Source organism: uncultured Maritalea sp., assembly GCF_937139385.1.
GTDB classification, from domain to species: Bacteria; Pseudomonadota; Alphaproteobacteria; order Rhizobiales; family Devosiaceae; genus Maritalea; species Maritalea porphyrae_A.
This window is the reverse complement of sequence record NZ_CAKZPW010000379.1, coordinates 1-13,709: the sequence shown is the minus strand read 5'-3', so window position 1 is coordinate 13,709 and position 13,709 is coordinate 1. Positions and strand designations below refer to the sequence as shown.

At 50.8% G+C, this 13,709-nt stretch carries 14 protein-coding genes; 10 read left to right on the top strand and 4 right to left on the bottom strand.

Annotated elements, in window-relative coordinates; all coding sequences use genetic code 11:
• From Q0231_RS15275 to Q0231_RS15230, 10 genes are all read left to right on the top strand, one after another.
• Nucleotides 1-773: PLP-dependent aminotransferase family protein (locus Q0231_RS15275; protein ID WP_299348851.1), on the top strand; the 773-nt coding region annotated here is incomplete at its 5' end.
• 144 nt (nucleotides 774-917) lie between these two features.
• A complete protein-coding gene (locus Q0231_RS15270; protein ID WP_269394777.1) occupies nucleotides 918-1,196 on the top strand; it encodes a DUF1153 domain-containing protein in 279 nt (92 codons plus the stop codon).
• A 208-nt stretch (nucleotides 1,197-1,404) separates the two neighbouring features.
• Nucleotides 1,405-3,024, top strand: coding sequence for a flagellar basal-body MS-ring/collar protein FliF (gene fliF, locus Q0231_RS15265; RefSeq protein WP_299348847.1), 1,620 nt, complete (start codon nucleotides 1,405-1,407; stop codon nucleotides 3,022-3,024).
• 3 nt (nucleotides 3,025-3,027) lie between these two features.
• On the top strand, nucleotides 3,028-4,089 hold the full coding sequence (gene fliG / locus Q0231_RS15260; RefSeq protein WP_269394779.1) for a flagellar motor switch protein FliG: 1,062 nt from the start codon (nucleotides 3,028-3,030) through the stop codon (nucleotides 4,087-4,089).
• Nucleotides 4,089-4,775, top strand: coding sequence for a FliH/SctL family protein (locus tag Q0231_RS15255; RefSeq protein ID WP_299348844.1), 687 nt, complete (start codon nucleotides 4,089-4,091; stop codon nucleotides 4,773-4,775). Before fliG ends, Q0231_RS15255 begins: the two co-directional genes overlap by 1 nt.
• Before the next feature lie 71 nt (nucleotides 4,776-4,846).
• On the top strand, nucleotides 4,847-5,134 hold the full coding sequence (gene fliN / locus Q0231_RS15250; RefSeq protein ID WP_269394980.1) for a flagellar motor switch protein FliN: 288 nt from the start codon (nucleotides 4,847-4,849) through the stop codon (nucleotides 5,132-5,134).
• A gap of 33 nt (nucleotides 5,135-5,167) precedes the next feature.
• Nucleotides 5,168-6,541, top strand: coding sequence for a sigma-54 dependent transcriptional regulator (locus tag Q0231_RS15245; RefSeq protein ID WP_269394781.1), 1,374 nt, complete (start codon nucleotides 5,168-5,170; stop codon nucleotides 6,539-6,541).
• A gap of 17 nt (nucleotides 6,542-6,558) precedes the next feature.
• The gene (flhA, locus tag Q0231_RS15240; protein ID WP_299348840.1) at nucleotides 6,559-8,697 is read left to right on the top strand and encodes a flagellar biosynthesis protein FlhA; all 2,139 of its coding nucleotides are present in this window, start codon (nucleotides 6,559-6,561) and stop codon (nucleotides 8,695-8,697) included.
• Complete coding sequence (locus tag Q0231_RS15235; RefSeq protein ID WP_269394783.1) at nucleotides 8,698-9,072, top strand: GFA family protein; 375 nt, start codon at nucleotides 8,698-8,700, stop codon at nucleotides 9,070-9,072.
• Nucleotides 9,073-9,087: 15 nt separating this feature from the next.
• On the top strand, nucleotides 9,088-9,828 hold the full coding sequence (locus Q0231_RS15230) for a class I SAM-dependent methyltransferase (protein ID WP_299348836.1): 741 nt from the start codon (nucleotides 9,088-9,090) through the stop codon (nucleotides 9,826-9,828).
• 2 nt (nucleotides 9,829-9,830) lie between these two features.
• Here Q0231_RS15230 and Q0231_RS15225 read toward each other — a convergent pair whose 3' ends face one another.
• From Q0231_RS15225 to Q0231_RS15210, 4 genes are all read right to left on the bottom strand, one after another.
• Entirely contained in the window at nucleotides 9,831-10,514 is a 684-nt protein-coding gene (locus Q0231_RS15225) for an SUMF1/EgtB/PvdO family nonheme iron enzyme (protein ID WP_299348833.1), read from the bottom strand.
• Between the two features lie 31 nt (nucleotides 10,515-10,545).
• A complete protein-coding gene (locus Q0231_RS15220) occupies nucleotides 10,546-11,943 on the bottom strand; it encodes an L-serine ammonia-lyase (protein ID WP_299348830.1) in 1,398 nt (465 codons plus the stop codon).
• A gap of 247 nt (nucleotides 11,944-12,190) precedes the next feature.
• Nucleotides 12,191-12,499 (bottom strand): hypothetical protein, encoded by a 309-nt coding sequence (locus tag Q0231_RS15215; RefSeq protein WP_299348827.1) that lies wholly within the window; start codon nucleotides 12,497-12,499, stop codon nucleotides 12,191-12,193.
• Between the two features lie 106 nt (nucleotides 12,500-12,605).
• Complete coding sequence (locus tag Q0231_RS15210) at nucleotides 12,606-13,652, bottom strand: permease (RefSeq protein ID WP_299348825.1); 1,047 nt, start codon at nucleotides 13,650-13,652, stop codon at nucleotides 12,606-12,608.
• Between the last annotated feature and the right edge of the window lie 57 nt (nucleotides 13,653-13,709).

The following is a 13,709-nucleotide window of genomic DNA, read 5'->3' as shown; positions in this document are numbered from 1 at the left end:
TGTTGCGTGTGCATCGCGCAAACATTGTCAGCGTGCCCTATACCCGATCAGGACCGGACCTAGAGCAGTTTGAAAAGATCCTTTCAACACACGCACCTCGGCTCTACATTACCAATTCAGCGCTGCACAACCCAACCGGGGCAACGCTTGCACCACACGTGGCTCATCGCCTTCTCAAAATAGCGGATCAACACAATCTCTTAATCGTTGAAGACGATATTTTCGCTGATTTCGAGTTAGAGCCAGCAACACGTCTTGCCGCATTTGATGGTCTGGACCGCGTTTTGCACATAGGCAGCTTTTCCAAAACCCTAACCGCTTCTATTCGATGTGGATATATCGCAGCGCGTTCTGACTGGATTGAGGAGCTTGTGGACCTAAAACTTGCCACATCATTCGGCGGCGCAAACCTATCGGCCCAACTGGTCCATTCTGTGCTTATGGATGGCTCATACCGAAAACACATGAACCGTGTACGGGGAAAACTTGCAGATGCAAGGACAATCGTCAGCGCAAACCTTAAAAGAATCGGGTTGGTCCCATGGATCGAACCTGAAGCTGGCATGTTTTTGTGGTGCAAATTGCCAAATGGGTTGGATGCGGCAAAAGTTGCCGACGCTGGCATGAAACTTGGCATTGTGCTCGCGCCCGGAAACGCCTTTAGCCTATCCCAATCCGCACCCGAGTTTATGCGCATCAATGTCGCCCAAAGCACACACGCACATGTCTTTCCCCTTATTGAGCAGGCCATGGCGATATCAACGATCAAATGACGCGCAAAATGCGCTCCCCACCTCACTCTCCTTAATTCTTTAACAAACACCCTTAACCAATTCTAACCATTGGCTTAGTCAAATTTTAAGGCTGGTACGCTAGGTTATAAACATAATTGGTCAGGTTTTTGAGTAGTGAGTAGAATGACCGCACAGATGCGTCCACGAGTAAAATATGTAATTGGTCCAGATGGCAGCCCTCTAACGATTGCTGATCTGCCACCAACAAACACCAGAAGATGGGTAATCCGCCGCAAGGCTGAGGTTGTTGCCGCAGTTCGTGGAGGATTGTTGAGCCTTGAAGAGGCCTGCACCCGGTACACGTTAAGCGTCGATGAGTTCCTTAACTGGCAAGCGGCCATCGACAAACATGGCCTAGCAGGCCTGCGCACCACATGGGTTCAACATTACCGCGACCATTAAGTCGCTGAACCCAAATCACTTTTGCAGTATGAGTTAAATAGCCCGCGTTTATCGCGGGCTTTTTCGTGATCGGCACATTTTTCCCCACAAAACGCCCCTTTTGCATCAAAGATTAACACTATGTTTACCACCTCCTAGGTAATTTTTGCCTAGCGGGATGTTTCCCGCGTTTTCGATTGGGAATCAATATTTTGAGTTGGGTGGAAGAGTGAACGGATTTGGCGAGTTTCTGGCGCGGTTGGGCATAGCCCGAGTTGCTGCCATGGCCGTAACAGCGGTGCTGATGGTTGGATTCTTTGGGTTTCTGATTTTCAGGGTCACATCTCCGCAAATGGCCCCGGTTTATTCTGGACTTGAATTTGAGGATTCGGCTGCCATCGTCAAAGAACTGCGCACCATAGGCGTGCAATTTGAGATCAAAGGTGACGGCGAAAGCATTTTGGTGCCACGTGACCAGATCACCACAATCCGCATGAGCTTGGCTGAAAGCGGTTTACCCAACAAAGGCCAAGTGGGTTACGAGATTTTTGACCAACAAAACACCCTTGGCGCCACAAGCTTTGTACAAAACCTCAATCACTTGCGCGCCCTTGAAGGCGAATTGGCCCGCACGATTTCATCCCTCACCCGTGTCAAATCTGCCCGCGTTCACTTGGTTTTGCCAGAACGCGAATTGTTTCGCCGTGAAGCAAAACAACCCTCGGCTTCAATCGTTCTTGAAGTTCGTGGTGTTCTTTCAGCTGGCGAAATTCGCTCAGTGCAGCACTTGGTCGCTTCAGCGGTCGATAGTCTTACCCCAAACATGGTGTCCATTGTAGATAGTGCGGGGCAATTGCTCGCTTCAGGTTCTGACGGCCAAGAAAGCGCGCTCACAGCAATTGGTGAGGAACGCACATTGGCAATTGAAACGCGTCTGCGCACGCGACTTGAGCAATTGTTGTCTAATGTGGTCGGCGCAGGCCGTGCACGTGTGCAGGTGAGTGCAGAACTCGATATGAATCGCTTCACACGCACATCTGAAAGCTTTGATCCAAATGGCCAAGTGGTGCGTTCAGCACAAACCCGAGAACTCAACAACAACTCACAAGGTGCAGCAAACGGCGGCCAAGTGAGTGTGGCCAATGAGTTGCCCGGCGCAACCGCCAACCAAGGAGATGGCGCAGGTGCCTCAGAACAATCCGCCACCACCGAAGAAACCATCAACTACGAGATTTCCAAGACCACCCAGACGGAAGTTGTTGAAGCGGGTGCCGTCAAGCGCTTGTCAGTGGCAGTGGTTGTTGACGGACTTTACGTAACCAACGCGGATGGCGTTGCAGAATATACCGCACGCTCCGCCGCGGAAATCGAGCAAATCCGCTCACTTGTGAACTCAGCCATAGGCTATGACCAAACCCGCGGCGACCAGGTCGAAGTTCTCAACATGCAGTTCGCTGAACGTCCAGAACTCAACTTTGAACCAAGCGAAGCTGGCCTATTTGACTTTACACGCGATGACCTGTTTGCAGCAGTTGAGATGGCCGTAACCTTGCTTATCGGCCTAGCACTTGTGTTCTTCGTTATGCGCCCATTGGTCAAAAAAGTTCTTGAACCCGATGAAGCTCCAATGCTGGTGACCGCGCAAGAGGCTGTGGATGCTGAGGGCAACGTTGTCGGTGATCTGGCCGCAAAATCTCCCGAAGAGGAAGCGCGAGAAGCTTGGCTTGACGATGCACGCAGCCTCGGCAAAGCGCAAATTGAAGCCATTGAACGGGTGGGCACGCTCGTACAGGAAAACCCAAAACAAGCTTCAATGATTATCCGTAACTGGCTTTTGGAGGCGGCGTAAACCATGGCCAATGAAGTTGCAAAAGAAGGCATTGGCCAACAATTAGAAGTTGGAGAAGCCGCAAAAGATCGAGAGCTGCAAGGCGATGAACGCGCTGCAGTGGTGTTGATGGCGCTCGGTCCGGGTTACGGAAAACCGATTTTTGAAGAGTTAGACGACATTGAAATCCGTCAACTGTCGCGCGCCATGTCCAATATGGGTGCAGTCACCCAAGACATGCTCGACAAAATCTTCGCCCAATTCGTTATGGGTGTCACCACCAATGGCGACCTAAATGGCTCTGTTGATTCAACGGAACGCCTGCTGCTTTCATTTATGCCCAAAGATCGGGTGGAAATGATTATGGAAGAAATTCGCGGCCCGGCTGGCCGCAACATTTGGGAAAAACTCTCAAACGTTCAAGAAGACATTTTGGCGAGTTTTCTCAAAAACGAATATCCACAAACCATTTCGGTCGTCTTGACCAAACTCGCGACAGACCACGCCTCTCGCGTGTTGGGCAGCTTGCCTGAAGAACTGGCCATGGACGTTGTTCAGCGCATGTTGGCAATTGAGCCCGTACAAAAAGAAATCGTTGAAAAAATCGAAGACACGCTCCGCAAAGAGTTTATGTCGACCCTCTCGCACACCCGACGCCGTGATAGTCACGAGCAAATGGCAGATATTTTCAACGCCTTTGACCGCCAAACAGAAGCGCGCTTTCTCACCAATTTGGAAGAACGCGACATTGAAGCGGCTGAGCGTATTAAATCACTGATGTTCACCTTCGATGACCTGGGCAACTTGGACGGCACCGCCATCCAAACCGTGTTGCAATCGATCGAAAAACCAATGCTCACATTGGGTCTCAAAGGCGCTTCAGATTCTACAAAAGATCTGTTCTTGAAAAACATGTCAGCCCGCGCCGCCAAAATGTTGCAAGATGATATGGAAGCCATGGGTCCTGTACGCTTGAAAGATGTGGATGAAGCCCAGTCTGCCATGGTCAACCTTGCCAAAGACCTTGCAGCCAAGGGTGAAATTGTGATCACCAAAAACGGCTCCGACGAAGAAATGATTGGCTAATGACCAAACCCGCCAAATTCACATTTGATCTCGACTTAGCCAGAACATCGGCCAAGACGAAACTTATGGAAGAAAAGGATCTTGATCTGCTGATCGCCCAAGCACGCGAGCAAGGTTTCAATGAGGGTTTGGAAGAGGGCCAAAAATCCGTCTTGAGCGAAACCAGCCGTCAAATTGCGGCGGCAACTGAACAACTTGCGAACCGATCAGCCGATTTTCTCAAAACGCTAGACAATGCCCAAAAACATCATTTAGCCCAGTCAACAAAACTGGCGGCAACCATTGGCCACAAATTGGCAGCTCATCTGGTTGAACACAATCCAACTCCAGAGATCACGGCCCTTTTGGAGGATTGCCTCGCCTCGTTAGGCAGCACCGCCCATCTGGTGATCCGCTGCAATGATCAGCTTTCGGATCAGATTAAACCCATAACTGAACAATTGGCCCACCAGGCCGGTTTTGATGGTCGATTGATCATCATGGGCGAACCAGAATTTGCCTTGGGCGACTGCCGCATCGAATGGTCTGATGGCGGACTTGCCCGCAATTTTGAGAATCTGGCACAAGAGATCGACCAAAAGGTAACGCAATTCGTCTCTCAAAAAACACCAAAGGTTGCGCCACTGGATGACCTACCAGCTGACGACGCAACCCAAACACCAAATCATCCAGAGGAAATCCAATGAGCGACACCGATGACCCTTCTGTCGTAATCCCGGACGACGGTCTAGCGTCCATGCTGGACGGCCTAGAAGAAATGGAAGCACAAGAAAAGCCAAAGTCATCAGACGGCGGCGAAAGAACGGCTGACGATCTTGAGGCCGTTTTTGATGTACCTGTGCGTATTTCGGCCGTGCTAGGCCGCACCAAAATGCCGGTGTCCCAACTGCTTGAAATGGATGCAGGCTCTGTTGTTGAGCTTGACCGGCAAGTTGGCGAAGCCATTGATATTTATGTGAACTCTCGTCTCGTGGCGCGCGGCGAGATTGTGCTTGTTGAAGACAAGCTCGGCATCACCATGACTGAAATCATTAAGGCTGGCTAAGCCTTGAACATTTAAGCCAGCAAGGAAAACAATATGCGTTTAATGATTATCGGAGCACTAGAGGGCCAACTCAGCCAAGCCACAAAACTGGCTATGGATGGTGGCGCAAAAGTTGCACATGCCGATACAATTGAAGTGGCGATGGCGAGCTTGCGCGCAGGACGCGGCGCGGACTTGTTGCTTGCCGACGTGATGGCCGACATTGCGGGCCTTTTGGCCGCACTTGAAGCTGAACGCATTCACATTCCTGTGGTGGCTTGTGGTACTGAAACAAATGCAGCGGCAGCGGTAAATGCCATTCGCGCTGGCGCAAAAGAATATATCCCACTCCCCCCAGACGCCGAGTTGATTGCCGCAATTATTTCAGCCGTGGCCAGGGAATCAAGTGACTTCCTTTATCGCGATCCATCCATGGCTAAATTGGTCAAATTGGCCGATCAAATCGCCCCTTCAGAAGCCAGCATATTGATTACAGGCGAGAGCGGCTCGGGCAAAGAAGTCATTGCCAAATATGTTCATGCCCGTTCAAAACGTGCATCCAAACCCTTTATCTCGATCAACTGCGCCGCTATTCCTGAAAACCTGCTGGAAAGCGAATTGTTTGGTCACGAAAAGGGGGCCTTTACCGGCGCGGTTGCCCGCCGAATTGGCAAGTTTGAAGAAGCAAACGGTGGCACATTGCTTTTGGACGAGATTTCCGAGATGGACATCCGTCTGCAAGCAAAATTACTCCGCGCCATCCAAGAGCGCATCATTGATCGGGTGGGTGGCACAAAACCAGTGCCGGTGGACATCCGCATTCTTGCCACCTCCAACCGCGATTTAGATGAGAGCGTTAAAGAGGGCCATTTCCGCGAAGATTTACTGTTCCGCCTCAACGTGGTGAACCTTAAAATTCCCGCCCTTCGCGAACGCCCGGGTGATATTATTGCCTTGGCCGAACATTTCATCAAAAAATATGCTGTGGCCAATGGGGTGCCAGAACGCCCACTAGCAGAGGACGCGCGCCAACAATTGGTCAAAGCACAATGGCCGGGCAACGTACGCGAACTGGAAAACACCCTCCACCGCGCCGTGTTGTTGGCCACAGGTGACGAGATTGATGCGGATGCAATTAGTCTGCCTGACGGCTCAGGCTTAAGTGCTAATGCCCAAGATAATTCAGTTGCCGCTCAAGCTGCCAATGCAGCAGAAACAATTTCCAGAGCAATGGTGGGGCGCACTGTTGCTGAAGTTGAAAAAGAATTGATTCTGGATACGCTAGACCATTGCTTGGGCAATCGCACCCACGCTTCCAACATTTTGGGCATCTCTATTCGCACATTGCGCAACAAACTGAACCAATATGCAGATAACGGTGAACAGATTCCCGCGCCGGGTGAAAATCGCTCGTCAGGCGCAGCGTGAAAGGCAACAATGGGTAAATGAGTGACACTTCTCAAGCGCCAAGACCCAAAACTGTAAGAACTGCATCAGCGTTTCCGTCTCTGGGAAGCATGTTCGATATGTTGCGCCAAGGCGACATCGCTTTGGCCATCGGCGTTGTATCGATCCTTTTCGTTCTAATCATGCCCATGCCGGCAATTGTGTTGGATATGTTGCTGGCCATATCGATTGTATTTTCGGTGCTGATTTTGATGACCACTTTGTTCATCCGCACCCCACTTGAGTTTTCCGCCTTCCCCACGGTCCTGCTGATCGCGGCCATGATGCGTTTGGCGCTCAACCTGGCGTCCACACGTCTGATCTTGGCCAACGGACATGCTGGCACCGATGCTGCTGGCAACGTGATTCAAGCCTTTGGCAACTTTGTCATGCAAGGCAATTTCATCATCGGGATTATCGTTTTTGCCATCCTGATTATCGTGAACTTCATCGTCATCACCAAGGGTTCTGGCCGGATCGCTGAAGTTGCCGCCCGCTTTACTTTGGACGCGATGCCCGGCAAGCAAATGGCCATTGATGCGGATCTATCCGCTGGTATGATCGACGAAGAGACAGCCCGCACCCGGCGCAAAACGCTTGAGGACGAAAGCTCGTTCTTTGGGGCCATGGATGGTGCATCCAAATTTGTGCGCGGAGATGCGATTGCAGGCTTGTTGATTACGTTCATCAACATCGCGGCGGGTATCATTATTGGTGTTGCCCAACAACAAATGTCACTTGGCGATGCGGCCAACAACTATACACTGCTCACCGTTGGCGACGGCTTGGTTTCACAAATTCCAGCGCTTGTTGTGTCAACCGCGGCTGGTCTGTTGGTGTCAAAAGCCGGTGTAACCGGGTCTGCCGATCAGGCGCTCGCAGCTCAGTTTTCTGGCTATCCACGGGCGCTAGGCATGACTGCCGGAGTGATGACCATCATGGCCATGCTGCCTGGCATGCCGATTTTGCCTTTTCTGGGCCTTGCCGCCGGGTCTGGTTACCTAGCTTTCAAATTTTCGAAAGACAAAAACGCCAAAGCTGACAATGATCTGGCAGAAATGGCCGCTAAGAAAATTGCCAAAGAAGCACCACCAAAAGATCCTCCAATCACTGACTCGCTTAAGATGGACGAGCTTAAGCTGGAACTGGGTTATGGACTTTTGTCTTTGGTGAAAGAAGATGATCAGGGCAATGATCGCTTAACCGAGCAAATCAAAGCCCTACGTCGCCAGCTGGCCACCGATATGGGCATCATTATGCCATCTGTGGGCATTCTGGATAATATGCAGCTGCAGCCAAATGACTATCTGGTGCGGATCAAAGAAGTTGAAGCGGGCCACGGCAATGTGTTCCCTGACCAATATATGGTGATGGACCCAATGGGGGGGCAAATTGACCTTCCCGGTCAACATACGATCGAGCCGACGTTTGGCCTGCCAGCTACTTGGGTTGATTCTGGCTTGCGCGATGAAGCAGAGATCAAAGGCTATACAATTGTTGATCCATCTTCGGTCATTTCTACACACCTCACCGAGGTACTCAAAACCAATGTGTCTGATCTGCTAAGCTATGCAAATGTTCAAGAACTCTTGAACAATTTGCCCGCAGAACAGCAAAAGCTGGTTGATGATATGGTCCCGAATATGGTCTCTGTATCAACCATCCAGCGGGTATTGCAGAGCCTCCTGGCCGAGCGTATTTCCATTCGCGACCTTGCCTCAATATTAGAGGGCATTGCAGAAGTTGCAGGTAACCTCACCTCCGCAAAACTGATCGCTGAACATGTACGCTCTCGTCTTGCGCGCCAATTATGCGCCGCCAACGCCGCGCCCGATGGCACCCTGCCGATAATCACACTTTCACCAGACTGGGAGCGTGACTTCACCGAGTCATTGCATGGCGAAGGCGCCGAACGGCACCTTGCCATGGCTCCATCTCGCTTGCATGAGTTTATTCAAGAAATTCAAACCGCATTTGAAAGTGCGGCCCAAATGGGCGAATTGCCCGTGTTGATCACTTCGCCACCGATCCGGCCCCATGTGCGTGCTATCGTTGAACGCTTCCGTCCACAAACCGTGGTGATGAGCCAAAATGAAATCCACCCGCGCGCGCGCCTTAAGACGATAGGAAGCATCTAGATGACCATTGAAGGTAAATGCCATTGTGGTGCTGTTTCTTATCAATTTCGCGATCAACCAAAGTGGGCAACGCGCTGCAATTGCTCGATTTGCCGCCGGTTGGGCACACTATGGATTTATACGGACGCGGCCAATATCACGATCAATGCAAATGATACCAACACACTCAGCTATAGCCATGGCGACAAAGACCTAGATTTCCGCACATGCAAAACCTGCGGCACATCTATCATGTGGCAATCCACCAAGACCCCAGGCAAAGGGCGAACGGCTGTAAACCTAAACATGGCTGAACTTGACGTGATCACCAAAATTCCGGTGCGCCATTTTGACGGTGCCGATAGCTGGAAGTTCTTGGACGATCAGCCTGGCTGATAGCCGTTCTGCACTATGACGAGCCTCAATCAAGAGTATATCGATCCCGTGCTTGTTTCGCTCTATGGCGAACTCAATAGTTGGGCGCCAGACAATGATTTCTACATGGCGATGGCAAGCACCACCCCAAAACGCATTTTAGACGTCGGTGCGGGTGTGGGCATTCAGGCCTGCGCATTGGCCAAAGCAGGCCATCGCGTTGTCGCAATAGAGCCATCCCCTCAAATGCTAAAACAAGCACAAAAAAGTATAGGCGCTGACTTGGTGCAGTGGCACCAGACTGACGCTGAAAACCTGCCATCCATAAAACCTGTCGATCTTGCCATTTGCATGGGCCATGCCTTCCAAGTTTTCTTGGATCAATCCGCGGTTTCAACAGTTTTGCAGGCAATCCAAAGAACGCTAAAACAGGGTGGAGAATTCATCTTTGAAAGCCGCAACCCGTTGGCAAAGTCATGGGAAAACTGGGAGAAAAACACACACCTGCACCAAAGCACCGATTTTGGCGACATAGAGTGCAAAACCACTGTCCGTAGCTTTAAAAACGGGCTGCTGACTTTCGCAAATACCTACGAATTCCTGCGCAATGGCGAGATCAAAACTTCGATCTCAACTTTGCGCTATTTCACCCACCATCAAATCACCCAACAACTCCGCAAAGCTGGGTTTTCAGTTAAAACCATCTATGGCGACTGGGATCAAAGCCCATTCACAGCTACTTCGCCAGAGATGATATTTGTGGCGGTTAAGGATTAGCCCTAACCGTTCCGCGCCAACCGAAATCCAACATCGTCAATGCCATATGTTGGGTGGCTGCGCCTTCGGTTGGTGGCTAGGCACCCGCGCTCAGGATCGTTCCACCCGCCGCCGCGAAACACGCGATAAGTGCCATAAACCTCAGCATCATAGACGTCAAAGCACCATTCCCACACATTGCCCAACATGTCGAAAGGCCCATAGGCATTGGCTTGTTTTTGCCCCACCGGGTGAGTTCTGCCCTTTGAGTTTTCTTTGTACCAAGCCACATCTTCAACATCACCATACCGAGGTTGCGCCTGACCACCCAAAGCTGCAAACTGCCATTCCGCATCAGTTGGCAAGCGAAATCCATTTGCGTCTTGATTGATCAAAACGTCATCCTGATTTTCGCCCGTTGCATAACAGGGCTGAAGCCCTTGAGCGTCTGACAGGCCATTACAAAAGGCAATCGCATCATACCAAGAAACGTTTTCTACCGGGTGTTGATCACCAGAAACACTTGAGGGATTTTTGCCCACAACTGATGCATAGAGTGCTTGGGTGACCTGAAACTTTGACAGACAAAAAGGCTTAAGCTCAACTTGCCATAGGCGTTGAACCCGATCGTCGCGCAAAGCGACGGCACCACCCCCAATGCGGACCATATCCGCATTGAGCATTTCCATTTTCTGAGCCTGTTTCATCACCCACCTTTAGGGCGATCAGCCGTTCTAATCAACAAGCGGGCAGCGCAACACTTAACCCGCCAAGCGAGGTTTCCTTATAGCGGCTGTCCATGTCCTTGCCCGTTTCATACATGGTTTTGATGCAGGCATCGAGCGGCACAATATGGTCTCCATCACCGTTGAGCGCCAATGACGCCGCCGCAATCGCCTTGATTGCGCCCATGCCATTGCGTTCAATACAAGGCACCTGCACAAGCCCTGCAATTGGATCACAGGTCATCCCCAAATGATGTTCCAGCGCTATTTCAGCGGCGTTTTCCACTTGTTCATTGGTCCCACCCAGCACCGCGCAGAACGCGCTAGCCGCCATTGCGGATGCTGAGCCGATTTCACCCTGACAACCCACTTCTGCGCCAGAAATCGAGGCGTTGTGTTTAATCAAACCGCCAACCGCTGCACCGACCAAAAGCATATCCATTGCTTTGGCCATGGTCGCGCCGGGCACATGGTTCAAATAGTATTTGATAACCGCAGGGAAAACACCCGCCGCCCCATTGGTGGGCGAGGTTACAACTTGGCCACCTGCGGCGTTTTCTTCGTTCACCGCCATCGCGTAAAGCGAAATCCAATCATTCGCCACATGTGGCATTTGCTGGTTTTTGCCCCGCTGTTCAACCAACTTATCGCGCACATCTGCGGCTCGACGACGTACATTTAGGCCACCAGGCAAAATGCCCTTGCCTTCAAGCCCGCGTTCAACACAGTCATCCATCACCGCCCAAAGCTTTTTAAGCCCTATGTTGAGATCCGTTTCACTCATCCGTGTAAGCTCGTTGGCGCGTTTCATTTCAGCAATGGTTTTGCCGCTCCTTTTACCAAACTCAAGCATTTCCTTTGCACTGTGGAAAGGAAATGGAATCGCAATGGCCTCTACCTTTTTCTCAAGTTTATCAACGTTCTCATGCTCAAATTTGGTGAGCACAAAACCGCCGCCAATCGAAAGGTAAGTTTCTTCAAACCGCACGTCGCCATCTGGCCCCAATAATGAAATAATCATCGTATTAGGATGCGGCATTTCCACCGTGTCATAGTCAAAAATCACACCCGTTTCCGGGTCCAAACCTGCTTCAAATCCGTCCGCGATTTCAATGGTTTTGCCAATCTTGAGCTTGACCATTCTGTCTTCAGAATCTGCGCGGTCAAACGTTTCTGGCGAAAACCCGCAAAGCCCAAACAAAACGGCCTGGTCTGTGGCGTGGCCTTTGCCGGTAAAGGCAAGGGAGCCCTGCAATTTACACTGCACCGTGCAAGCATCACCCCGGTCAAAACGGCCCTTGTTTTTGGCCAAATGCGCAATAAAGCGGTTGGCGGCCACCATTGGGCCCATAGTGTGCGAAGACGAAGGCCCAATCGAGACCTTAAATATTTCAAATACGCTGACAAACATGCGTTATCCCCTTGTCGATGCCGCGAACCTCTTTTGGGTTGGCTTCCATCGGTTGTCGTTGTTTGGGGTCTTTGACCCACGATCTGACAACAGGATTAACGATCAAACAGGGCCAGTGCAAAGAAATAACTGCACTACCCCATTCAACTTTGGAATTATCGGCGCATTAGGCGAAATAACCGAAGTAGGTAAAGACAGCACCAATCAAAACGCAAAAGGCCATCATCACGTTGATAAGACCAGCATGCTAAGCAAAGGATGACACCAAACCCACACCGGTTGACACAGGCAGAACCAACAAAGAAACACCTTTCAGCAAACCAATCCAGCCAAACATCGTGATGAGTGCAGGCCAATCTGCAACCCAGTGATTGTGGAATAGCACAATCAACAACCCAACAAGCAACGACAAAACACCCGACAAAAGCTGTATGACAAGCGTTGCTTTGAAGGATTTGACCAATTCAATATAGTGGGCACGGTTCACAAACCCACCAACACCAATGGCCAAATAAATCGGACCCAACAATTGGGCTATGAACTGACTATTTTGCATGCGCTCCTCCCAAAGCTTCTAGGCAAATACTAGCACTACAGCCCTCAAAACAAAATGCGCCCCCAAACGGAGGCGCACTTTTAGGCTCAAAGGGATTTGGTTAGGGTCAACCCACGAAGCCATTTGCATATTGGAACACCAAGCCGAATAACACCGCCCCAACAATTGCAAACATTAAATAAGCGGCAAATACTTGTTTTTTGACCAGTGACATCACCGCCATCATGGCAGGGATTGAAGTGACCGGCCCCGCAATCATAAAGGCCATCGCTGCGCCTTGGCTCATGCCCTGGTCTAATAGTCCTGCGATCAATGGAATGGCCGCATAGCCATTCAAGTAAGCGGGCGCACCCACCAAAGCGGCAAGACCAATTGTGCGGATGCCTTCGCCGCCCAGCACTTGCGCCACAAGTTCTGCAGGCACATAGGTCACGAACAAAGCTTCAATGACGTAGGCAAGCGCCAACCATTGGCCCAAGAACAACAGATTGGTGATGCCTTCTTTGCGAAACACCTGCACCCGTTCTTGTTCAGTCCAGAACGCCCATTTCGGCTTACCCTTAAATCTGTTCGCCCCACATGTTGAGGCTTTGTAGTCTTCACGCAAAGGGTCTGCGATGGCGCCGCGTCTGCCAATCATTTTGATCACAAACCCACCCATCAAGCCCAAGGATACAGCAAAGACAGCCCGCGAAAGAGCAAATTCCCAACCAAGTTCGGACACAGTAATAATGAAAGTTGGTGGGTCAATGAGCGGTGAAGCCAACCAAAATGCCATAACAGCAGAAAGGGGCGCACCAACGGCCAATAGTCCGGCGATAAAGGGGATAACTTCGCACGAGCAAAATGGGGCAAGCCCACCGATGAGGGCGGCCAAAAAAATCGCCTGAATTTCACGCCCCGCAAATGCCCTGCCAATCATGCTTTCTGAGCCTGTGGCTTTCAAATAACCAATCATCAACACCGCGAACAGGATAAACGGCAAGGTGCCCATAAATGCGCGGATGGCGAATTGCACAATGGCTGGCAATTGCGCAAAATCCAATAAGGCAACGCCTACGAGCAACATGGCGATGGCAAAGGGCACGCTCTTGATAATTTTGCTTAGTTTATATTTTGGGCGAAGCTTTTGCCGTTGAGTGATATCAGACATGATTACTGCTCCTTTGCCTTAACACTGTCATTGGCGTTGGCAGGGGACCCTCGGTCA

Bases quoted from the DNA above. Each gene is read 5' to 3' on its own strand.
- Q0231_RS15270 (WP_269394777.1), top strand. From the start codon at position 918: ATGACCGCACAGATGCGTCCACGAGTAAAATATGTAATTGGTCCAGAT.
- fliG (WP_269394779.1), top strand. From the start codon at position 3,028: ATGGCCAATGAAGTTGCAAAAGAAGGCATTGGCCAACAATTAGAAGTT.
- Q0231_RS15255 (WP_299348844.1), top strand. From the start codon at position 4,089: ATGACCAAACCCGCCAAATTCACATTTGATCTCGACTTAGCCAGAACA.
- fliN (WP_269394980.1), top strand. From the start codon at position 4,847: ATGGAAGCACAAGAAAAGCCAAAGTCATCAGACGGCGGCGAAAGAACG.
- Q0231_RS15245 (WP_269394781.1), top strand. From the start codon at position 5,168: ATGCGTTTAATGATTATCGGAGCACTAGAGGGCCAACTCAGCCAAGCC.
- flhA (WP_299348840.1), top strand. From the start codon at position 6,559: ATGAGTGACACTTCTCAAGCGCCAAGACCCAAAACTGTAAGAACTGCA.
- Q0231_RS15235 (WP_269394783.1), top strand. From the start codon at position 8,698: ATGACCATTGAAGGTAAATGCCATTGTGGTGCTGTTTCTTATCAATTT.
- Q0231_RS15230 (WP_299348836.1), top strand. From the start codon at position 9,088: ATGACGAGCCTCAATCAAGAGTATATCGATCCCGTGCTTGTTTCGCTC.
- Q0231_RS15225 (WP_299348833.1), bottom strand. From the start codon at position 10,514: ATGAAACAGGCTCAGAAAATGGAAATGCTCAATGCGGATATGGTCCGC.
- Q0231_RS15220 (WP_299348830.1), bottom strand. From the start codon at position 11,943: ATGTTTGTCAGCGTATTTGAAATATTTAAGGTCTCGATTGGGCCTTCG.
- Q0231_RS15215 (WP_299348827.1), bottom strand. From the start codon at position 12,499: ATGCAAAATAGTCAGTTCATAGCCCAATTGTTGGGTCCGATTTATTTG.
- Q0231_RS15210 (WP_299348825.1), bottom strand. From the start codon at position 13,652: ATGTCTGATATCACTCAACGGCAAAAGCTTCGCCCAAAATATAAACTA.